The 22,830-nt window shown below is 45.9% G+C and carries 20 protein-coding genes, 1 rRNA gene and 1 other annotated feature; of the genes, 20 read left to right on the top strand and 1 reads right to left on the bottom strand.

What is annotated here, in order from left to right; genetic code table 11:
• From rrf to GX348_07455, 11 genes are all read left to right on the top strand, one after another.
• A 5S ribosomal RNA gene (rrf, locus tag GX348_07505) occupies positions 1-113 on the top strand; the annotation flags it as partial.
• A 353-nt stretch (positions 114-466) separates the two neighbouring features.
• Positions 467-1,195, top strand: coding sequence for an aquaporin family protein (locus GX348_07500; protein NLP42029.1), 729 nt, complete (start codon positions 467-469; stop codon positions 1,193-1,195).
• 67 nt (positions 1,196-1,262) lie between these two features.
• Positions 1,263-2,759, top strand: a complete 1,497-nt coding sequence (gene glpK / locus GX348_07495; GenBank protein NLP42028.1) for a glycerol kinase GlpK — start codon at positions 1,263-1,265, stop codon at positions 2,757-2,759.
• A gap of 18 nt (positions 2,760-2,777) precedes the next feature.
• Positions 2,778-4,364 (top strand): anaerobic glycerol-3-phosphate dehydrogenase subunit A, encoded by a 1,587-nt coding sequence (glpA, locus tag GX348_07490; protein ID NLP42027.1) that lies wholly within the window; start codon positions 2,778-2,780, stop codon positions 4,362-4,364.
• Between the two features lie 83 nt (positions 4,365-4,447).
• Positions 4,448-5,689, top strand: a complete 1,242-nt coding sequence (glpB, locus tag GX348_07485; GenBank protein NLP42026.1) for an anaerobic glycerol-3-phosphate dehydrogenase subunit B — start codon at positions 4,448-4,450, stop codon at positions 5,687-5,689.
• A 13-nt stretch (positions 5,690-5,702) separates the two neighbouring features.
• A complete protein-coding gene (locus GX348_07480) occupies positions 5,703-6,911 on the top strand; it encodes an anaerobic glycerol-3-phosphate dehydrogenase subunit C (GenBank protein ID NLP42025.1) in 1,209 nt (402 codons plus the stop codon).
• A 230-nt stretch (positions 6,912-7,141) separates the two neighbouring features.
• Positions 7,142-7,376 (top strand) — a binding site (T-box leader).
• 76 nt (positions 7,377-7,452) lie between these two features.
• Positions 7,453-9,000 carry a 2-isopropylmalate synthase gene (locus GX348_07475; GenBank protein ID NLP42024.1) on the top strand — a complete coding sequence of 516 codons (1,548 nt, stop codon included), beginning with the start codon at positions 7,453-7,455 and terminating at the stop codon, positions 8,998-9,000.
• 2 nt (positions 9,001-9,002) lie between these two features.
• Entirely contained in the window at positions 9,003-10,265 is a 1,263-nt protein-coding gene (gene leuC / locus GX348_07470) for a 3-isopropylmalate dehydratase large subunit (GenBank protein NLP42023.1), read from the top strand.
• A complete protein-coding gene (gene leuD / locus GX348_07465; protein ID NLP42022.1) occupies positions 10,262-10,750 on the top strand; it encodes a 3-isopropylmalate dehydratase small subunit in 489 nt (162 codons plus the stop codon). Before leuC ends, leuD begins: the two co-directional genes overlap by 4 nt.
• Positions 10,750-11,817: a 3-isopropylmalate dehydrogenase gene (gene leuB / locus GX348_07460; GenBank protein NLP42021.1), complete on the top strand. Its 1,068-nt coding sequence runs from the start codon at positions 10,750-10,752 to the stop codon at positions 11,815-11,817. The genes leuD and leuB overlap by 1 nt, the downstream gene beginning before the upstream one ends.
• Positions 11,818-11,954: 137 nt before the next feature.
• Complete coding sequence (locus tag GX348_07455; GenBank protein NLP42020.1) at positions 11,955-12,599, top strand: CoA pyrophosphatase; 645 nt, start codon at positions 11,955-11,957, stop codon at positions 12,597-12,599.
• Positions 12,600-12,674: 75 nt separating this feature from the next.
• Here GX348_07455 and GX348_07450 read toward each other — a convergent pair whose 3' ends face one another.
• A complete protein-coding gene (locus tag GX348_07450; GenBank protein NLP42019.1) occupies positions 12,675-12,947 on the bottom strand; it encodes a hypothetical protein in 273 nt (90 codons plus the stop codon).
• A 386-nt stretch (positions 12,948-13,333) separates the two neighbouring features.
• On the opposite strand from GX348_07450, the gene GX348_07445 reads away from it, so the two are divergent.
• The 9 genes from GX348_07445 to hemC all read left to right on the top strand — a co-directional run bounded on the left by GX348_07445 (position 13,334) and on the right by hemC (position 22,829).
• Positions 13,334-14,581 (top strand): cation:dicarboxylase symporter family transporter, encoded by a 1,248-nt coding sequence (locus tag GX348_07445; GenBank protein ID NLP42018.1) that lies wholly within the window; start codon positions 13,334-13,336, stop codon positions 14,579-14,581.
• A 192-nt stretch (positions 14,582-14,773) separates the two neighbouring features.
• Positions 14,774-15,841, top strand: coding sequence for a glycoside hydrolase family 18 (locus GX348_07440; GenBank protein NLP42017.1), 1,068 nt, complete (start codon positions 14,774-14,776; stop codon positions 15,839-15,841).
• 137 nt (positions 15,842-15,978) lie between these two features.
• Positions 15,979-16,278 (top strand): MTH1187 family thiamine-binding protein, encoded by a 300-nt coding sequence (locus GX348_07435; GenBank protein NLP42016.1) that lies wholly within the window; start codon positions 15,979-15,981, stop codon positions 16,276-16,278.
• 13 nt (positions 16,279-16,291) lie between these two features.
• On the top strand, positions 16,292-16,495 hold the full coding sequence (locus GX348_07430; protein ID NLP42015.1) for a heavy-metal-associated domain-containing protein: 204 nt from the start codon (positions 16,292-16,294) through the stop codon (positions 16,493-16,495).
• A gap of 119 nt (positions 16,496-16,614) precedes the next feature.
• Complete coding sequence (locus GX348_07425) at positions 16,615-18,003, top strand: LCP family protein (GenBank protein ID NLP42014.1); 1,389 nt, start codon at positions 16,615-16,617, stop codon at positions 18,001-18,003.
• Positions 18,004-18,109: 106 nt separating this feature from the next.
• Entirely contained in the window at positions 18,110-19,936 is a 1,827-nt protein-coding gene (gene mrdA, locus GX348_07420) for a penicillin-binding protein 2 (GenBank protein NLP42013.1), read from the top strand.
• An 80-nt stretch (positions 19,937-20,016) separates the two neighbouring features.
• Positions 20,017-20,661 carry a bifunctional precorrin-2 dehydrogenase/sirohydrochlorin ferrochelatase gene (locus tag GX348_07415; GenBank protein ID NLP42012.1) on the top strand — a complete coding sequence of 215 codons (645 nt, stop codon included), beginning with the start codon at positions 20,017-20,019 and terminating at the stop codon, positions 20,659-20,661.
• Positions 20,630-21,946, top strand: coding sequence for a glutamyl-tRNA reductase (locus GX348_07410; GenBank protein ID NLP42011.1), 1,317 nt, complete (start codon positions 20,630-20,632; stop codon positions 21,944-21,946). Before GX348_07415 ends, GX348_07410 begins: the two co-directional genes overlap by 32 nt.
• A complete protein-coding gene (gene hemC, locus GX348_07405) occupies positions 21,909-22,829 on the top strand; it encodes a hydroxymethylbilane synthase (GenBank protein ID NLP42010.1) in 921 nt (306 codons plus the stop codon). Before GX348_07410 ends, hemC begins: the two co-directional genes overlap by 38 nt.
• Position 22,830: the final 1 nt, after the last annotated feature.

Here is a 22,830-nt window from a genome sequence, read left to right as displayed (position 1 = left end):
GTGGCGATAGCTATGGGGTTCCACCTGTTCCCATACCGAACACAGTAGTTAAGCCCATATACGTCGAAAGTACTTGGCTGGAAACGGCCTGGGAGGATAGAGAGTCGCTGGTTAATTAGCACTTGCCTTATGGTAAGTGCTTTTTTGCGTTCCATAAAATATTTTAGAAATATTTGTAATAGTATTACGCTTGGTCACGTATATTTATAGCAGATAAATTGAATTAAGCGGAGAGAGAAATTTAGAGAATCCGAAGCATGAACACACCTAGGTGTTCTGATTTGGGTTCTCTTTTTGTCTTAATATAAACATTTAAACTATTCTGCGGACTTATAAGTTTGGAGAGGGATACAAAGCATCCTATAAGGTGCCGAGTGGAAGTTTGCTTGGAAGGGGGGAGGCCAAAAAGATTAAGATTTGCCAATATCATTTTTGGTGATCCATTAATTAATTGGGAGGGTTAGAGATGACGAACTTATTTGGTGAATTTATGGGAACTATGATGCTAATGGTTTTAGGCTGTGGTGTTGTTGCGAGCTGTTTATTGAAGAAAACTAAGTCAGAAGGCTCCGGGTGGATGGTTATAACAACGGGCTGGGGATTTGGAGTTATCATGGGGGTATTTGTAGCTGTAGCAACAGGCGCTCCTCAAGCTGATCTTAATCCGGCGGTTACATTAGCAAAATACTTGATGGGCGGTATCTATACTTTGCCGCAGGCTATTATGACTATGTTTGCTGAATTAGCAGGCGGTATTGTAGGCGCAATTATTGTGTGGCTGGCGTTCTTACCACATTGGGAAATTACTGAGGATAAAGCAACAAAACTAGCTGTCTTTTGTACAGCTCCGGCAATTCGCAAAGCTCCCGCTAACCTGCTCTGCGAAATTATTGGAACTATTGTACTCGTTTTTGGGATATTCTGCATATTCTCTAAATCGGTTGGCGCAATTCCTGCAGGTTTAGGGCCTTATTTAGTAGGTGTATTGGTATGGGCCATTGGCCTAAGCTTGGGTGGTCCTACTGGATATGCTATTAACCCGGCTCGGGACTTGGGACCTCGTATCGCTCATGCTATTCTGCCGGTTGCCGGTAAGGGCGGATCGGATTGGGGTTATTCCTGGATACCTGTGGTTGGCCCGATGATTGGCGGTGGAATTGCATTTGTCATAGCTCGAGCAGCTGGTATAGTGTAGATAAGAGGTTAATAAAAAATTGCAAATGTAAGTGTTAAAAATTATTGATATTAAGGGAGAGATGAAAATGAGCGATAAATATATCTTAGCGCTAGACCAAGGAACAACTAGTTCGCGTGCTATTTTGTTTGCCAAAGATTCGAGTATCGTTGCTGTTGCACAAAAAGAATTTACGCAGATTTTCCCTAAAGCCGGTTGGGTTGAACATAATGCCGAGGAAATATGGGCTACTCAGATCGGCGTGGTTGCCGAAGTAATTGCAAAAGCGGGAATATCAGCTGCCGATATTGCCGCAGTTGGTATTACAAATCAGCGTGAGACTACAGTTGTATGGGATAAAAATACCGGCAAGCCAGTATACAATGCAATCGTGTGGCAATCACGCCAAACGGCCGGAATATGCGAAGAACTAAAAGCCAAAGGTCTCGAGCCAATGTTCCGCTTTAAAACAGGCTTAGTAGTTGACGCGTATTTCTCAGGCACAAAGGTTAAATGGATTCTGGATAATGTTGAAGGGGCACGTGCCAAAGCCGAAGCCGGTGACCTGCTGTTCGGTACAATTGAGACATGGTTAATTTGGAAACTAACCGGCGGCAAAGTTCATATAACTGATTATTCGAATGCTTCAAGGACTTTAATGTTCAATATCCGTGAACTTAAGTGGGACGAAGAAATACTAAAAGAACTCACCGTACCGGCATGCATGCTGCCAGAAGTTAGGCCGTCTAGTGAAGTTTATGGTTATACTGATCCGAGTGTTTTCCTTGGCGGCAGTGTTCCTATTGCCGGAGCTGCAGGCGACCAGCAGGCAGCCTTATTCGGGCAAACTTGCTTCCAACCGGGGATGGCGAAAAATACTTATGGTACCGGTTGTTTTATGCTTATGAATACCGGCAGCCAGGTATATGAATCTAAGCATGGCTTGCTTACTACCATTGCCTGGGGCATTAACGGCCGGGTCGAATACGCCCTTGAAGGCAGTATCTTTGTAGCCGGCTCTGCAGTTCAATGGCTGCGTGACGGACTGCGGGTGATCGACTCCGCCCCTGATTCAGAGTATTATGCCAAGAAAGTTAAAGACGCTGACGGTGTATATGTAGTGCCGGCGTTTGTTGGACTTGGTGCACCGTACTGGGACATGAAAGCCCGTGGTGCAATATTCGGCTTAACCCGCGGCACTAATAAATCGCATCTTGTAAGGGCTACGCTTGACTCGATGGCATATCAGACCAAAGACGTCCTGAGTGCAATGGAAGGAGACTCCGGCATTAGGCTGCAAGCCCTTAAAGTCGATGGCGGCGCAGTCGCCAATAATATCCTTATGCAGTTCCAGGCTGATGTACTACAGGTGCCAGTTGACCGGCCGCAGGTCATTGAAACGACAGCCCTTGGCGCAGCTTATCTGGCCGGCCTCGCAGTTGGGGTATGGACCAGTCAGGAAGACTTAATAGATAACTGGAAATTGGATAGACGTTTCGAGCCGCAGATGGCTGAGGAAGAGGTTGCAAAGCTTTATAAGGGCTGGCAGAAGGCCGTCAAGCGGACATTTGACTGGGAAGAATAGTACAGAGGAGATACTAAAATGGAAAAGGCATCCGTAGTAGTTATCGGCGGGGGTGTGACTGGGATCGGGATTCTGCGTGACTTATGCATGCGGGGTGTTGATGCGCTGCTGATAGAGCAGCGAGATTTAGCGCATGGAACAAGTTCGCGATTTCATGGCCTGTTACACAGTGGCGGACGTTATGCCGTAAAAGACGCGGAGGCAGCCAAAGAATGCATCGAAGAGAATAGTATTTTACGAAGGATTGGCAAACATTGCGTAGAAGCTACCGAAGGCTTTTTCGTTAGAACCGTTGATGATGATGCTCAATTCGAGAGAAAGTGGGTTGCAGCTTGCCATAAGGTCGGCATACCGGCTGCGGAAGTTTCCCCGAGTGAAGCATTGCGGCTTGAACCAAATTTAAGCTCAAGAATAAAAGCTATATATCGTGTACCTGATGCAGCCATTGACGGTTTCAGGCTTGTATGGCAGAATGCGGCTTCGGCGCAAAAATACGGCGGACGGATTAAAACCTATTGCGAAGTGCTTGGTATAGAGCACAGCAATGGCAAAATAAGCGGGGTGAAAATCCGTAACGTGTTAACAGGCGAGACAGAGAATATTGAGTGCGACAGTATTGTAAGTGCAGCCGGTTCATGGGCCGGAAAGATAGCAGCCCTCGCTGGAATCAACGTACATGTTCAGCCTGATCGAGGAACGCTGGTAGCTTTTAATCATCGAATTACAAGTCGGGTAATAAACCGGCTGCGACCGGCCGGGGATGGAGACATTTTTGTGCCGCATGGTTCGATAACTATATTAGGTACGACTTCCTCACCAGCCGAACAACCGGACGATACAGTACCATCAACTGAAGAAGTTCTGAAGATGCTGGATATTGGCGAGGCTTTGTTTGATGATTTAAAAGACTATCGCATTTTGCGGGCCTTTACCGGGACACGTCCGCTGTATAGCGCCGACCCTAATGCTACAGGACGGGGCGCCTCACGTAATTTTGTTATCCTTGACCATAGTAATGATGGGCTTAGCGGTTTTTTCAGCATTGTTGGCGGTAAACTAACAACTTTCCGACTGATGGCTGAAAAGATGACCGATGCTGTTTGCAAATATTTAAAGATAAATGCAGCATGTCGTACTGCGCTTGAGCCGTTGATTGAGGACCCGCCGCCAGAGCTGATTACGAAAGCCCGATCCTATTTTCCGGCTTACGGAACTAATCTCGCTGCCTCACGATTGGGAACAAGCGGTTTGGAAAGGGTGGTCAAGCGCATGCAAGACCACCCCGAAACCCGCCAATTATTATGTGAGTGCGAGAATGTAACAATAGCAGAGATGATTGAGGCGGCTTCGGATAGTTTCACCTATTCGCTAAGCGACGTTCGCCGAAAAACGCGAATTGGAATGGGAACCTGTCAGAGTGCTTTCTGTACTTACCGCAGTGTAGGCGAAGCCAGTGAGCTTGGCTTTGCCCAGGATTCCACCACGTTGTTTAAAGAAATCCTTGAAGAACGTTGGAAGGGCATTCGGCCGGTTTTATGGGGTAATGCCATCCGCGAGGCCGAACTCATGCGCGGAATTTATGGAGGCAGTCTGAATATACAGTGACTAGCCGAAATATTTTAAAGCCTAGCCCGATTCCGAGCTTAAGCGTCGGAATCGGGCTAGGCGATAAATGGGGCGATAAGATAATGCGGAAGAGTGACATTGTTGTAATTGGCAGTGGTTTAGCAGGTCTTGTTGCAGCCTCGACAGCGGCAGGGCAGGGCAAAAAGGTTACTCTTTTAGCGCAAGGCGCAGGGACACTCACAATTGCCGGAGGTATAATCGATATTCTTGGCTGCCTGGGTGATGGAAGCCCGGCAAATAATCCGATTGCCGCCATTCCCAGACTGGCACAAGAGCATCCCTATCGTAAGATTGGTGTTGAAACAGTAGAAGAAGCTATTAATTATTTCCTTAAGATATGCCAAGAAGAAGGTTATCCGCAAATTGGCAGCTGTAATCAGATACAATGGATACCGACTGCAGCGGGGACCTTGAAACCGACTTGCATAGTGCCTAGAACCATGGATATCAGTAGTCTTGAAAAAACAACAAACAGAATAATCGTAGGCTTTAAATATCTCAAAGACTTTTATCCCCGGTTAATTGCCCAAAATCTAGCTGCTATGCCTGGTTATGGCGGCAATTATGAAATCGTAACGATAACTCCTCCATTTGGCGGCCGCGATTTAAGCAACCTTGATATTGCGCGTTGGCTGGAAACAGATGAAGGACTCAAAGAATTTGCTGTTCAGCTTAGTCAAAAAGTGAAGCGGGGCAGTTTGCTAATCATGCCGCCGGTGCTCGGTACAAGTCCTGATTATAGGATTCTTAATTGGCTTAAAAAGAACCTTGAGTGCTATTTGCTGGAAACTGTGACGATACCGCCAGCAATAACCGGACTAAGGCTGCGCAGTTTGCTTATCAATCATGTGAAAAAGCTAGGTGTAAAAGTTATTGAGCAGGCTGTGGTAACCGGGTCGGTGATTGAAAACGGCAGATGCCTAGCTGTAGTGACTGAGAGTGCTGACCGTCAGCGTTCTTATTATGCAAAAAGTTTTATCCTGGCAACCGGCGGAATTTATGGCGGCGGACTTATTGCCAACTCTGATCAGGTGATAGAACCGATTTTCAACCTGCCGGTTAAAACTCCTTTAGAGCGGGATAATTGGACGAATCAGACATTATTTTCAAATCGGGAACAGCCATTTGCTAAGATTGGCATAGCAGTCGACCAGAGAATGCGGCCGATTGATGAAACAGGAACGACGATTTTATCAAATGTTTGTATCGCCGGTCGTACTTTAGCCGGCTACGACTATTGTTTCGAAAAGTCCGGGAATGGAGTCGCTGTTTCATCAGGATATAAAGCAGCTATGTCGGTCTAAGGGGAGAGGTACAATGAAGAAACATCTGAATAATCCGGATAAATGCACAGCTTGTACTGTTTGTGTTGCTCATTGTCCTGTAGCAGCAGCGACTCCTAATTTCCGCGGCCCGAAAATGGTTGGGCCAGCCTTAGAGAGGATGCGGTTATCGCAGGATGACTATGAGCCGTCATTAGATTATTGCACAAACTGTAAGAATTGTGATATAGCTTGTCCGTCCGGTGTACCGATTTCAACACTTAATATGCTGGCCAGAGCAAAATATTATAAAAGTTTTAAACCTAAGCTGAGAGACCGTCTGCTTTCGCATGGGGAGCGCATGGGCAAACTAAGTGAATCTCTCCCGGCTGTTTTTACGAATATGGGAATGGCAATTGGGCGTAAGTTAGGGCTGATGGACTTAGTCGGTATTTCCGATAAAGCGCCAATACCCCATTTTGTCGGCAAGTCGTTTATAAAACAGTTTAAAATGCTGCGCCAGCAAAGCTATCCTGATAAAGTGGTGTTTTATGTTGGTTGTTATATAAATTTTAATGATCCGCAAGTTGGTTTGGATATTGTAGCGGTAATGCAGGCCAATAAATACGAGGTGATAGTTGACGAAGCTTTCGCATGCTGCGGGTCGCCCTTGATTGTAAACGGCTTTTTTGACGAAGCTAAGCAAAATGTTCATCAGAATACTCAAACTTTACAAAAGTGGATCGATCTTGGCTATCCGATTATTATGGGTTGCACGAGCTGTCTTTTAATGTTGAAGCAGGAATATCAGGAATTATTCGCTTCTGAACAGGTTAATGAGAATGCCAAACATTTATATGATGCGTCAGAATTTCTACTAAAACTTCATGACGAAGGGCGGCTGAATACTAATTTCAGCCTATTAAATGAGCGGTATCTATACCATGCGCCTTGCCATCTGCGAGTTCAAGGAATGGGTCTGCCAGCGCTTGATTTGCTGGGAATGGTACCGGGCCCTACAACTCAAGATGTTGATGCCGGCTGTTGTGGGATTTCCGGCAGTTATGGACTTAAAGCAGATAAATATGACATTGCAATGAGGATTGGCCGAAAGCTTTTTGATAAGATTAAGGCCAGCAAAATAGACGCTGTTATCTCAGAGTGCGGAACATGCCGGCTGCAAATCGAGCATGGTTCAGGAGCAACGACATGTCATCCGCTATCGGTTTTACGGAGAGCATATGAGAAAAATAATCAAACTTAGTATAAAAAAGTCTTGACCCCCGCCACTTAATCTGTTACTATAAACAAAAATCAGTTATTACTTTGTATAATGGAAGTGTGCCTAGGGTTCCGGCTGAAAAGCGCAGGTCCAAGCGGCACAGGGCTCTTAAATGAGCCAACACCGTGGGTATAAAAGACCCTTGCGGAAAGTTCCATCATGGATTTTTCGTGAGGTTTTTTTTAGTTAGAAAATAATCAGAATATGAAACGTAAAAAGTTATGATTGGGAACATTGGTGACGGGATTGTAACAGAGAGCCGATGGCTGGTGGAAATCGGTACGATCCTTTACTGAACGCTCGCCCATGAACTCTTTTGCTGAATGTATATTGCATACTAAGTGTGGTATATTTTAGGCAAAAGCGGTGGTTCCGTTACAGCCAGCCGAAGATATTCGGCGCAATGAGATTCAAGTAGGGTGGTACCGCGTTGTTAACGCCCCTATTGGCAGGAAACTGCCAATAGGGGCGTTTTATTTTTTACCTTTTCTACCCCAGCACTAATAATTAGGAGGCGATTTTTATGGATACTAGAGTAATTAAAATTTTTGACACGACATTACGCGATGGCGAACAAACACCAGGTGTTTGCCTTGATGTACGCGAGAAAATTGAACTGGCTCAGGCATTAGCAAAACTGCGGGTTGATGTAATTGAGGCTGGCTTTCCTGTTGCCTCGCCCGGTGATTTCGCTGCAGTCAGCCAAATAGCGGCGGCTGTGAAAGGTACAGTAGTAGCGGGTTTAGCAAGAGCAGACAAGAAAGATATCGATGTTGCAAGGGAGGCACTGCGTCAGGCTGAAAATCCTAGGATTCATGTTTTCCTAGCATCGAGTGATATTCATCTTGAATATAAACTCAAAATGACCAGAGACGAAATGCTGGCGCGAGCAGTAGAAGCTGTTCGTTATGCAAAGAAGTTCACCTCAGACATTGAATTTTCATGCGAGGATGCCTCACGGTCGGATTGGAATTTCCTTACCCAAGTTTATAGCGCCGTTATTGCGGCAGGTGCTAATGTAATTAATGTCCCCGATACCGTTGGTTATTCGACGCCGGGCGAATTCGGCGCACTGATTGCTCATTTGAAGAATACTGTTAGTGATATCGACAAGGCGGTTATCAGTGTCCACTGTCATGATGATTTGGGGATGGCTGTTGCAAATTCGCTGGCTGCTATCGCTAACGGCGCCAGGCAGATTGAGTGCACTGTCAACGGAATCGGTGAACGGGCCGGAAATGCCGCGATGGAAGAATTAGTAATGGCCTTAGCAACCAGAAAAGAGTATTACCAGGCCGTGACTAATATCGATACTCGTCAGCTATACCGCACTTCGCGTCTAGTGAGCGGCTATACCGGAGTGGTCGTTCCGCCTAATAAAGCCATTGTAGGTGATAATGCTTTTGCCCATGAATCAGGCATTCATCAACATGGAGTTTTAAACAATCCTCTCACTTATGAGGTTATCAGACCGGAAACGGTTGGGGTCAGCCAAAACGCCATCGTGCTTGGAAAACACTCAGGCCGGCATGCTTTTGAGGATAAAGTTACCCGTCTTGGCTACGAATTAACCGACAAAGAGATTAGCGCCATCTTTAAAGAGTTTAAGGAACTTGCTGATCGTAAGAAAGTTGTCTATGACCGTGATATTGAAGCCCTAATTGCTGATTATCAGCATGCCATTGATGAACATTTCCGGCTGGCTTATCACCATGTTGCGAGCGGCAATCAGATGGTCGCAACAGCTTCGGTACGGTTAGAAACAGATGGTGGTGTCGTTGAGGAGGCCAGCTGCGGTTTTGGTCCGGTTGATGCAACATTCAAGGCAATCGAGAAAGCTGTCGGTTTTACAATTCGTCTTAAAGATTATCAATTAAAAGCTGTTACTTCAGGTGAGGACGCGCTTGGCGAGGCTACAGTATGGCTGGAGCAAGACGGCCGTACATTTATCGGACGCGGTCTCAGTATTGATGTAATAGAAGCAAGCGCCCGGGCGTATATCAATGCCGTTAATAGGATTATGGCTGTCTGCGGGTGCCCGAAGCAGAATGAAGCAGTGGGGGGAATATAAGAATGGGAATGACAATGACCGAAAAAATCATGGCTCGTCATGCACAGCTGCCGGCAGTCGAGCCTGGCCAATTAATTGAGTGCAGCGTTGATGTAGTGTTAGCTAATGATATTACCTTTCCGCCAGCGGCAAAAGAGTTTGAAAAAATCGGCAAACCGGTATTTGATACTGACAAGATTGTCCTGGTTCCCGATCACTTTACGCCTAACAAAGATATTAAATCCGCTGAGATGGCTAAAATTATGCGGGAGTTTGTCAAGAAACACAAAATCAACAACTACTTTGAGGTCGGCAGAATGGGAATAGAGCATGTGCTTCTGCCCGAGCAGGGCTTGGTAGCGCCCGGTGAGGTGATTATCGGCGCCGATTCTCACACCTGTACCTATGGCGCGGTTGGGGCTTTTGCCACCGGGGTTGGATCTACCGATGTCGGAGCGGCAATGGCAACAGGCAAAGCTTGGTTTAAGGTACCTCCCAGCATAAAAGTAGAGCTAACCGGAGAGCTGCCCCAATGGGTGACCGGCAAGGACGTTATTTTAACGCTTATCGGTGAAATCGGAGTAGATGGCGCCCGGTACCAGTCTTTGGAGTTCTGCGGCGACGGTGTAGCCGCTTTGACGATGGCCGACAGGCTGACGATTGCTAATATGGCAATTGAGGCCGGGGCGAAGAATGGGATATTCCCAGTTGATAAGATAGCAATGGAATATATAAAGACTAGAGTTAAGAAGGATTACCAGCCGGTAACAGCTGATGATGATGCCCGTTACTGTCGAACAGTAAAAATTAATTTAAGTGAACTAAAACCAGTGGTAGCCTTCCCGCATTTACCCGAGAACGTTCACCCGGTTACTGAAATTGATGAGGTGATAATTCAACAGGTGGTCATTGGCTCTTGTACCAACGGGAGATTAGAAGACTTGGCTCAGGCAGCAGCAGTACTGAAGGGAAAAGCTGTCCACCCGGATGTGCGGGCTATAATTATCCCGGGTAGTCAGCAAGTTTACCTGCAGGCTATGGAAGCAGGCTATATTGAGACCTTTATCAAGGCCGGCGCCGTCGTCAGCACCCCTACCTGCGGACCGTGTTTAGGCGGTTATATGGGAATCATGGCAGCCGGGGAACGGGCGGTTTCAACAACAAACCGCAATTTTAGGGGCCGGATGGGCCATGTTGACAGTGAAGTTTATTTGGCAGGGCCGGCCGTAGCGGCGGCAAGTGCAGTTCTCGGACGGATCGCTGCTCCATGGGAGGTATTAGCATGATTCTTGAAGGGAAAATCTGGCGTTATGGCGACAATGTTGATACTGATGTTATAATTCCGGCTCGGTATTTGAACACCTCAGATCCAGCTGAACTGGCTAAGCACTGTATGGAGGATATCGATCCCTCGTTTGCCGATGCGGTGCAGCAAGGTGAAATTATTGTTGCAGGCCGGAACTTCGGCTGCGGTTCATCACGGGAGCACGCGCCGGTGGCAATCAAAGCTGCGGGCATTACCTGCGTGATTGCCGATAGTTTTGCGCGGATATTCTATCGAAATGCCATCAACATTGGCTTGCCGCTTATTGAACTTGGCGATGCGGTTAATCATTTTAACAACGGTGACCAGATAAGAGTCGACGCTGCAGCCGGAAAAGTAGAAAATGTTACAACCGGTGAAGTATTCCAGGCTCCTTCATTGCCGCCGTTTATTCAGAAAATTGCTCAAGCCGGGGGCTTGATCAATTTTGTAAAGGAGGAGCGGTAGTGAATAAGAACATCGTAGTAATTCCGGGCGATGGTATTGGACCTGAGATAACTGAACAAGCAGTAAAGGTTTGTCAGGCAGCCGTCCGCAATAGCGGGGTTAGTTTGAACTTCGAAACTAAAGCTGCGGGCGGCGACGCCATTGACCGTTATGGTAAGCCTTTGCCTGAGGACACTGTAAATAGCTGCCTATCTGCTGATGCTATTCTTCTAGGGGCAGTTGGGGGGCCGGCTTGGGATAATGTTGCGCCGGAACTGCGGCCCGAAAAGGCCATTCTAGGACTAAGAAAAGCACTTGGATTGTATGCCAATCTCCGTCCCATCAGGGTTTTTCCTGCTCTTGCGGGCTTTTCGCCGCTAAAGCCTGAGGTTGTGACTGATGTTGATATGGTAATAGTCCGGGAGTTAAACGGTGGCATCTATTATGGTCCTCGGTCGGAAGCCAGCCTTGTTGGAGATGTAGAGCAAGCCTGGGATACAGAAATCTATAATGACCAAGAAGTAAGCCGGATTGTCAAAATGGCCTGCCGAATCGCTGAAATGAGACGTAAATCGGTAGTTTCAGTCGACAAAGCTAATGTTCTAGCCTCATCAAGATTATGGCGTCGGACTGCGGAGAAAACGGTCAAGGCCTTCCCTGATGTCCGCTTAAACCACCTTTATATCGACAACTGCGCGATGCAGTTAGTCTTGGCTCCGTCAAACTTTGATGTTGTTGTTACCGGCAATCTTTTTGGTGATATTCTAAGTGATGAAGCGGCGGTTATTACCGGCTCAATTGGTATGCTGCCTTCAGCCAGTATTGGAGATGGGCCTGGCCTATATGAACCAATTCATGGTTCAGCGCCTGATATTGCCGGCCAGGGTATTGCCAATCCGCTGGGGACGATCTTATCTGCAGCAATGATGTTTCGCTATTCGCTTGATCAAGCGGCAATAGCTGATAAAATTGAGCAGGCGGTGGAAAAGGTATTAGAGGCAGGCTATCGTACGTCCGATCTTTATAGACCGGGTTGTATCAAAGTCACAACGCAGGAAATGGGCGAGCAAGTAATGAAATACTTATAAGTTGGTAATAAAACCGTGCCGCATAAATAATTGCGGCGCGGTTTTTATTAGCGCTGATATGCGCTGTACAAAGTTGTGCCAGCAAGGCGGGTGTAGTATAATCATTTCGATTGGCTTAAGCGGGAGGGTGAAATGATATGACAGACGGTTTTATTACGGCTTTATCGTACGCATTGTCTCAAAATAGAAAAAATGATGCAGACAGCTACGCCTTCTTTCGCGCCGCTGTTCTAATTCCCCTGATAGTTAATAAGGGTGAGTTACAAATATTGTTTGAAGTAAGATCTAAGCGACTCAACTGGCAGCCAGGTGAAATATGTTTTCCCGGCGGTAAAATTGATAGAATGGATTGTTCGCCGGTTGACGCTGCTGTTCGTGAAACTGTTGAAGAACTGGGAGTGCGCAAAGAACAAATTAAAATAATTGGCAGTCTTGATGAAATAATCAGCCCGATTGGTGTTAGGCTGTATCCGGCTGTTGGTCAGTTGAGAGCAGACAGCCTTTCCCTAAATAAGGCAGAGGTTGCTGAAGTATTTACTGTTCCGATAAAGTGGCTGCTAGACGCTAAGCCAAAAGAAGCTATCATGGAAATGGGAACAAAACCGCTGAAGGATTTTCCGTTTGAACTTTTGCCTGAATATCCGGCTACATGGCGGGCACGCAGGACGTATCCGGTACTTTTCTATCAATATAATAATTATGTAATTTGGGGGATTACCGCCTATGTACTTAATAAATTTGTCAATATGATAAAAGATGCGCCTGACTATGCTCGTTTTTGAACAGTCTAGGTAACATAAAATCAGCCCTCCGTGTGTGCGGAGGGCTGATTTTATGTTATAGAAGGTAATTTTCTTTTAGATTGGTGACTCGGCAATACGCCAGTTTTGGCCATGGATAGCTTTATTATAAATTTCGCCGATTGTCTCAAAAATAGTTGCCCGCTTAATTGTCCGTTTTTTTGTAAGGCGGGAGAACTTAAACCATTTTCCTTCAATTGAGAGCTGATATAGGCAGTTATTTATCTCTAATCGTATCGTCTTACTTGGGGACTTATGAAGCGCTGTTTCAATCTTTTTTACTGACATCCAGTCTAAAGGAAGTGCCTGGGACATAATTGAGTTATTCATGGCATACGCTCCTTCGGTATATAGTAACTTGGTTCTGTGACTCGATTATACCATTGGACAGGCTTGAATGCCTGAGATGAATAGGGCTAAAAAAACAACTGTAGCAAATTCTGAGCGTCAAAAACGAAGGATTAGCAATTAAAACACAAAATTCTGACTATTTTCACAATATTACAGTTGTTGACGCTGAATAAGGGGGATTAAAGGTGTAAAACCGAGATAATAAGATGTTGTAATAAGCTATTAAATCAGAACTGTTGTATACATAATTTCTAATAATTTTAATATAGATTTTCTTGACGGTTTTTGCTATACTACGTAAGTAACAAATAAACACATTATGTTAACTAAATGCATTGACTTTAGACTGCAAAGGAGGATTAATTATGGCAGAACCAAAAAAAGGCGGAATCGGCTTAGCTACCCAGATTTTTATCGCTCTTGTTCTTGGTGTTATATTCGGTTATTTGTTCCCTAATTATGGACAAGCCCTAAAACCTGTTGGTGATATATTTATCCGTATGATTAAGATGATTGTTGTCCCATTGATCTTCAGCTCATTGATTATGGGTATTGCCGGTACGGGTGACTTTAAAAAGCTTGGCCGGCTAGGCGCAAAAGCTGTTCTCTGGTTTGAAGTAGCGACAACAATTGCGTTATTCGTTGGTCTTGCTGTTGTAAATATCCTGCAGCCTGGTGTTGGGGTACCAATTACTGCAAGTGATGCCGGTGCTGTCGGAACAGCAGCAAAGAAATCTGTTGATATGATGCAGATGTTGATTAACATTGTTCCGACTAACGTTGTTGATGCCGCAGCTCGCGGTGATATGCTCCAAATTATTTTGTTCTCCTGTTTCTTCGGTGTAGCGGCGGCTGCTATGGGTGAAAAAGGCAAGCCTGTTGTTGACCTAGCAATCAGCGTTGCTGAAATTATGTTCAAGTTTACTGAATATGTTATGAAACTCGCTCCGATCGGTGTTTTCGGCTCAATTGCTTACACTGTAGGCAAGTTTGGTTTGGTAATGCTTATTCCGCTTGCTAAACTAATCGGTTCATTGTACTTTGCGCTAATATTCTTTATCGCGCTTGTTGCGATCTTCGCATCACTTGTTACCCGCGTTAATTTCCTCCATCTGCTTCGCGCGATCAAGCAACCTGTTCTGCTTGCATTTTCTACTGCAGCCAGTGAAGCTGCACTCCCGATTGCTATGGAAAAACTTGAGAAGTTTGGTGTGCCTAAGCATATTGTAACCTTCGTACTGCCGACCGGCTACACCTTTAACCTTGACGGTTCAACCCTCTACAGCGCTTTGGCGGTAGTCTTCATCGCTCAGGTATACGGCATTCATTTTCCGATAGAGACTCAGCTTCTAATGGTGCTTACGCTCATGCTTTCCACTAAGGGTATTGCGGCCGTTCCTGGCGCGTCGCTTATTGTAATCGCCGGTACTGCAGCAGCGTTCGGACTGCCGGTAGAAGGTATCGCAATCATTCTTGGTGTTGACCGTGTTCTTGATATGGCCCGTACAGCTTGTAACGTAGTAGGTAACTGTTTTGCGGCTGTAATTGTGGCTCGTTGGGAGAAGGAGCTTCCTGATGAGGTTCTCGCGGTATCTTATACTCAAGAGTATTAAAAATTAGTTAATAAATGATATAAACCGAGTCAGTTCAAGGAATTGACTCGGTTTATATTATATAAATCGAAAGGACGGTCCTAGTTTTTTCGCATAAGAAAGCTCTCGCCGCCAATACTAAAAAACAAAAAGTATTGGAAAGGGTGAAGGAACTTGCGTTTAAGCAGAATTGTTACCATACTTGTTTTAATAATGTTCATAATGACCACTGCTATTCTTCTCGGTGGCTGCAGTCAAGCGCCGGCACCTAAGCCTTCGCTGCCAATGGATCCGGTCAATGAAGGGTCTAAGGCGTCTGGCGATGCAGCAGCTCCGCTGCCGGCAAATATGGTAATAGGCTATTATGAGAATCCGTGGCCTAATACACCTGATCAGGTAGGCTCCTTTCCTAGCATGAAAGCTCATGCCAAGAGTATGAGCCATGTAGCTCCTTTCTGGTACAAAGCCACAAAAGAGGGCACCTTGGAAACAAAGGAGAGTCAACAGGTTTATGATACGGCTAAACAAGCCGGATTAAAAATTTTTCCCTTGATTACTTATAAAACCGGGGCCATTGAGATAATTCTAAGTGATCCTGCTATTCGGACTAAGACTATTGACAATATCGTAAAAGTGGTAAACGATAAACCATACGACGGTGTCAATATTGACTTTGAATTATTGAAACCGGCGCAAGAAAAAAATCTTACGGCATTTATGGCCGAACTTTATCCTAAGTTGAAGCAGCTTAACAAGACGGTAATTGTCTCAGTTTCCCCAAAAACCGATGTGCATGAGAGTGTGTATGCCGCTTATAATTACAATGAGCTGGCTAAAAATGCTGATTTTATTCAAGTAAGGCTTTACGATCGCCACTGGGCAGCCTCTAAGCCGGGAGCTATAGCACCGATTAGCTGGTATGAGGCCAATTTAAAATACGCTATTGAGCAGGTAGGTGCAAATAAGGTAATCGCCGGTATCAGCACATATGGATATAATTGGCCGGCCGAAAAAGGAAAAGAAGCTGAGACGCTCAAGTACGCGGATGCTATTGTCTTAGCCCATAAAAAGGACGCCAAAGTAATGTATGATGATAAAGAACAAGCGCCGTATTTCAAATATAAAGGCGGCGAAGCTTGGTTTGAAAATGATAAGAGTACAGCCGCCAAGTTGGACATTGTGGCAAAATATAAACCGGCTGGAATCGCAATCTGGCGGTTAGGTCAGGAACAACCAGAGATATGGCCGCTTGTTGAGCAAAAGTTCCCCAAGCAGCAGTAAGAAGCTCCCTGCCGGAATTATCCGGCAGGGTTTTTTCTGGCTATACTAGAATATATAAAATAACAAATTTCAAGAACGCGAGTGTGCTAACTGTATAGAAGTGGGCATAATAATTGATAGTTTGGGAGGTATTTATAATGGCAATTGTTGAGGTAACGGTAGTGCCGATGGGAACGGGTTCAGCCAGCATCAGTCATTATGTGGCTGCCTGTCATAAAGTATTGCATGAAGCCAATGATCTGAAGTTCCAACTGACGCCAATGGCAACAATTATCGAAGGGGATCTTAAACGGATTTTTGAAGTTATTCAGCAAATGCATGAAGTTCCGTTTGCTGCCGGAGCGCCGCGAGTATCAACATCGATTCGAGTCGATGATCGGCGTGATAAAGCACTTACAATGGAAGGAAAGATCAGAGCTGTCGAGGAAAAGCTTTAAAAGGAGGCTATATATGAAGCAAACGCTTATAGTTGAAGGAATGAGCTGCAGCCACTGCAAAAACGCTGTTGAAACGGCCGTTAAATCTTTACCGGGAGTTACTTTTGCCGAAGTAGATTTGGTGGCCAAGAAACTTACAGTCGATTTCGATGAGACTAAGACCGATATTGATCAAGTTAGAGCCGCCGTTGAAGATGCCGGCTTTGAGGTACCCTAAAAACCTTGACTGATTGTGTAGCATTTTGTTATACTATTACAAGCCCCCAAAATCGGGGGCTTGTTGCACTTTTGGAGCTATAACTTGCTAACTAGGTAAAATAGAAAGGGGTGCGCTTTATGCCGCGATTGGAAGAACGCCTGACACTAAAGCGACGGGCTCGTAAACGGCGCACATTCTCCATACTTCTTATCTTAATTGCGTTTTTGGCGGTTACGGCTGCTTCCTATTTTATGTTCTCAAACGCTTTAGATAAGAATACAACCAAACGAACCGAATCCGGTTTTATTTCAGCTCAGGATAAGGTAAATATTTTAGTAATGGGTGTTGACCAACGTTCAGAAGATGTTGGCCGATCAGATACTATGTTTGTGGTTACTGTTGATACTGACACGAAATCGGTAGCGCTTTTGTCAATTCCCCGCGATACAAGGGTTAGAATACCTGGCAACGGTTGGGACAAGATTAACCATGCTTATGCTACAGGCGGTCATAAGCTGACTCAGCAAGCTGTAGAAGGCTTGATGGGTATTCCTATTGACCATTATGTAATTGTTAATTTTAACGGTTTCCAAAAGATTGTCGATGCTGTCGGCGGGGTTGACATTAACGTGGAAAAACGGATGTACTACGAAGATCCTTACGACGGTGACGGTCTGGTAATTAACATTAAGCCTGGCCTGCAGCATATGGACGGCGAAACAGCTATCAAATATGTACGCTATCGTGACGGCGATGGTGACATTGGCCGTATCCAGCGTCAGCAGCAATTTATGAGGGCGTTGTTTGATGAAGTCGCCAGCCCGGCAGTAATTACCAAAATACCGGCAATTATCCGGGAGGTTAGCGCGACAATCGATACAGACCTATCTACAAGTGAGATGCTGAAGCTTGCGCAAATTCTCAACGAAGCCTATAAGCAAGGTCTCAAAACCGACATGGTACCGGGTAAACCTGCTTATATCAATGAAGTAAGCTATTGGTTGCCTGATTTAATGGCGCTTAGAAACCATATGGCCAATACGTTGGATGTTAAAATGGAAGACAAGTATGTCACTGCATCGCGCATTGCGGCTACCGAATATGAGACATCAATTCCGAAAGAAATGAAAGTTGTTGAAGTGCCTAAGGCTGTTCAGCAGCCCAAGGTGACAACTGAATCGAATAAGCCTAAGCAAACTAAAAAAGCCGACACTGCTGAGGCAACTACTAAAAAGCAGCCCAAAGCTTCGCCAAGCAAGGTGAAAGTTGAAGTGATTAATGCCAGTGGTTCAGCCGACGCCGGCACTAAAGCAGCTGCCGTGCTGCGGAGCCAAGGTTTTGAGGTGGTAGGGGTATCGACGCTGACTACACCTTACCCGAATACAGTAATTATTTCAAACAGTACCAGCAGCAACGTGTTGAATAAGTTCAGCGGGCTGCCGTTTAAGTACAAACTCCAGGTTAACAAGGATGAAGCTGCCGGTACGCAGGCGACAATCGTAATCGGCAAGGACTATATTAAGTAATATAGGCCATTTTTTCCTACCTTGTGTCTACAGCGAAAATAGCCCATAGGGGCTATTTTTTTGTCTATATTGTAATAATATAGATGACTTGGAAAGGAGCAGCGCAGTGTGGGAAACTGAACAGATGAGGCGAATCAAGATAATGGCTGGCATTGTGATTGCGGTCTTTTTGGTTTTAATTATCCGGCTTGCTTGGCTGCAGATTGTTCAGGGGCCGCAGTATAAGAAAATCGCTGAACAAAATCGAATTCGGCAAATTGTCACACAAGCGCCGCGCGGAACCATTTACGACCGCAACGGGGCGATTTTAGTCGGCAATCGCCCTAGCTTTGCAATTTCAATTATACCGGCTGAATATACAAATCGTGAGACTGCCACCCCTATTCTGGCCGAATTAACCGGTATTACGGTCGCAGAGATTGATACCATGCTGGCCGAAGGAACTGATTTTCCGTTAACACCTGTAAGAATCAAGCGTGATGCCGATGCCGCGCTTGTAACCAAAATCGAGGAGCGGCGGCGCAGTCTGCCAGGTGTTATTATTGAGGCTATACCGGTACGGTACTATGTTTACAATAATCTGGCTGCGCATATATTTGGTTATGTAGGTAAGATTAGCAGCGAAGAATATGCCTTGTGGAAAGAGAAAGGCTATCGGCCGAATGACCTTATTGGCAAAGACGGACTGGAACTTGAGTGGGAAGAAGTATTGCGGGGTGTTGACGGCGGTGTGCAGGTTGAGGTTAATGCGCAAGGCGAAGAATTGCAAAGATTGGGTATGATGCCGGCTGTACAAGGGGACGGCTTGGTTCTGACGCTTGACGCTAGTTTACAGAAAGCGGTTGAAGCCACTCTTCAATATTATATTGAGAACAGCCGAAAAAATGGTCAGCCTACCAAGGGCGGTAGTGCTGTCGTCTTAGATGCTAAAACAGGCGGGATACTGGCAATGGCCAGTTTGCCAGATTATGACCCCAATCTTTTTGCGGCCGGCATATCGGCTAAAGACTGGAAAAAGCTTATTGAAGACCCAAATTATCCGCTAACCAACCGAACTATACAAAGCCTCTACCCGCCAGCTTCGGTATTCAAAATTGTTACGGCAGCGGCCGCTTTGGATATGGGATATACAACAGCCGAGGAGATATTTGATGACAAGGGCGTTTATGTACTTGATGGCTGGAGTTTTTACGGTTGGAATACCAAAGGTCTGGGGAGGCTTAACATTGCCGACGCCCTAGCATGGTCAAGCGACCCGGCTTTCTATGAACTGGGTTATCGCTTGGGTATCGAAAATCTCGCAAGTTATGCCTTGACATTCGGATTAGGACAAAAAACCGGTATCAGACTGCGGGGCGAAGCAGCCGGGATAGTGCCGACGAAAAATTGGAAGTTGGAAAACTTCGAGGAAAGGTGGTATTCGGGTGAGACGCTGATTGCGGCCATCGGGCAAGGCTACTACTTGGTAACGCCGCTCCAACAAGCGCTTATTCTGATGGCGGTAGCCAACGGCGGTGTAATATACCGTCCTATGTTGGTTGATAAGGTAATTACACCCGAGGGCGTTATAAAAAATGATTTACAGCCGGAGGTGCTGAGAACTGTTTATCTTAAGCCACAGGATTGGGATACTATTCGCCAGGGGTTGATAGGTGTTACAACAAACGGCACTGGTACTGCTGTGTTTAGCGGTTTCCCTTATCAGGTAGTCGGAAAATCAGGTTCAGCAGAAACCGGGAGGGATGCAACGCATTCTTGGTTTTCAGCCTACGCCCCGGCTGATAATCCGGCTGTTGTGGTATCCGTGCTGGTTGATGAAGGCGGTGAAGGCTCGGCTGCGGCGGGGCCGGCCGTACGCAGGATATTGGAGGCCTATTTTGGAATAAATAACCCTCAGCCTGTTAAAACGCCGCCCAAGGGAACAACAGATTAGCTAGGCAAGAAAATCAATCTACCAAAAAGGATTTGGTATTTTAAGAGCGAAATACTTTCAGATGAGAAAGGGTGAGGTAGATGCCTTTCTATCCGGTTAATTTGCAGCTTGCCGGGCGTCGGTGTATAGTAGTAGGCGGAGGAACTGTGGCAGAACGCAAAGTAATGCCGCTTTTGAATGCTCGGGCCGACGTTACGGTAATCAGTCCGCAGTTGACGCCGCGCTTAGCACAGTTAGCTGAAGCTCGGCGTATTATTCATATTGCCAGGCTTTATAAATCCGGCGATTTGCAGGGCGCTTTTCTGGTAATTTGCGCAACAGACAGCAGCATTGTCAATGAGCAGGCTGCCGAAGAAGCACAGCAAATGTCGGCACTGCTTAATGTCGTTGATAATGCTGAGCTGGGTAATTTCAGCGTACCGGCTCAAGTAACGAGCGGCGATTTGTTAATAACGGTCTCAACAGGCGGAAAGACACCTGTAATGGCCAGACGCATTCGGGAAGAACTAGCAAGAACATATGGCCCGGAATATGGGTTATTCATAGATTTGTTAGGTAGGCTGCGCAGTGAAATGAAAGCGCAGCTGGCAACTTCCAAAGACCGGGAGAACTTTTGGCGGAAAAGCATTGACCAAGAGATTCTTGAACTCATAAGGCAAGGTAAGACTAAAGAGGCGGAGGATAGGGTCAAAAATGCAGTTAGCAGTATTGGGATTGAATCATAAAACCGCACCTGTTGAAGTGCGCGAATGCTTCTCCTTTTCGGAGGAAGAAGTCAAATCAGCGCTGAAGCATTTAAATAGGTATGATGATATTAATGAATGCGTACTATTATCGACATGTAACCGAACCGAAATGTACGCTGTTGTAGATGACATTGAAGAAGCCTATCCACTAATGCAGAAAATTTTAGGCCGAGCGGCTATTAATTATGATAATGTCGAAGAATATCTTTATTTTTATACCGAAGAACAGTGTATAAATCACTTGTTTCGGGTAGCATCAGGATTGGATTCATTAGTTATAGGTGAAGGCCAGATATTGAGTCAGGTTAAGAAGGCTTACTCGATAGCCCGTGATGCTGAGACTACCAGCACGGTGCTTAATACATTATTTCACCGAGCTATTGCCGTCGGTAAAAAGGTGCGGACGGTCACCCGCATTGCCCATAGTGCAGTTTCGGTAAGTTATGCCGCGGTCGAACTGGCAAAAGAGGTTTTCGGCGACCTATCTCAGTCCAATGTCCTCATTCTTGGGGCAGGTGAAATGAGCGAGCTTACTGCTAAGCATCTGGTTGCCAATGGAGTTAAAACGGTATTTGTTTCTAACCGCCGCTTAGAACGGGCTGAAATTTTAGCGGAAAAGTTCAACGGTATCGCTGTGCCGTTTGAAGACTTCATGAAGTGCGCTGTTGAGGCCGATATAGTGATAACTTCAACAGGGGCTCCCCACTATATAATCAGATCCTGGGATGCCGCGCATCTGATACCTAAGCGTAATGGTAAGCCGATTATTTTTATTGATATTGCGGTGCCACGGGACGTTGAACCTGAGGTTGCGGCGATAAATGGCGTAAGTTTATATAATATTGATGACCTGGAAGCTGTAGTCGAATCAAACATGCGCCTTAGAGAGCAGGAAGCCAAAGACGCGGAAAAGATTATAGCCGAGGAAATGGATGAGCTTCTTGATAAGTTTCGCTATCTTTCTTTTCGGCCGATTTTAGCTCGCCTAACCGATAAGGCTGAGAAAATCAGGCAGCGTGAGCTAAAACGAGCCTTAGTGAAACTTACTGATATAACGGCGGACGAACGCAAGGTCATCGAGAGTCTTTCCAAGATGATTATCCGCAAGATGTTGCGTGACCCGATGGTCCGCATCAATGAGGCTGCCGGAACTGACCGGGAAGATTATTATCTTGATGCAATCTGCGAATTATTCAAACTTGAGACAATAAGGGAGAGCAAAAGTCGTGAAAAAAAATCTCGTTATCGGTACGCGCGGCAGTAAATTGGCGCTGTGGCAGGCGAATTACATTGCCGCTAAAATAGCAGAGCGGTATCCTGAGCTAGAGGTAACCATTAAACGGGTAACAACAACAGGGGATAGAATCCTCGATGTTCCGTTGGCTAAGATTGGCGGCAAGGGGCTGTTTACCAAGGAGCTTGAAACAGAGATGCTAGCCGGAGACATTGATTTGGCCGTGCACAGCCTAAAAGATATGCCAACCGAGCTGCCCGATGGACTGACCTTTGCGGCTATTACTGAGCGGGTTCATCCCGGTGATGCCTTAATCAGTCCTAAATATCAGACAATCGACAACCTCCCTCAGGGAGCAAAGATCGGGACGTCGAGTTTAAGACGTAAAGCCCAGCTGTTAAATTACAGGCCTGATCTGGAAATTGCCGACTTACGCGGCAATCTTGATACTAGGCTGAAAAAACTTGAGAACAACACATTTGACGCAATTTTGCTGGCGGTGGCTGGCCTAAAGCGGCTTGGCTGGGACGAGCACATCACACAAATTATCCCGGACGATATCTGCCTGCCGGCTGTTGGCCAAGGGGCTTTGGCGATTGAGGCCAGAAGTAACGATGCCGAGGTTTTAGCGATTTTAGATTTCTTGAATGATGATGATACCCGCCGAGCAGTAGAGGCCGAGCGGGCCTTTCTACGTGTAGTAGAAGGCGGTTGTCAGGTTCCAGTCGGGGTTTACGGCCAAGTTGAGCAGGATAGCTTACAAGTTCGAGCTGTCATATTATCAGTTGACGGTGTAAGAAAAGTTGAGGACAGCATAAAAGGCAGCCCTGCTGAAGCCGAAGAACTCGGTCAAAGTCTAGCTAATAGAATGCTGGCCGCCGGCGGCCGCGAAATTCTCGCAGAATTAAAATAGT

It is taken from the genome of Veillonellaceae bacterium (genome assembly GCA_012523975.1).
GTDB lineage: Bacteria > Bacillota > Negativicutes > JAAYSF01 > JAAYSF01 > JAAYSF01.
Note: the sequence above shows the minus strand (reverse complement) of the source record. Positions and strands in the feature narration are given on the sequence as shown.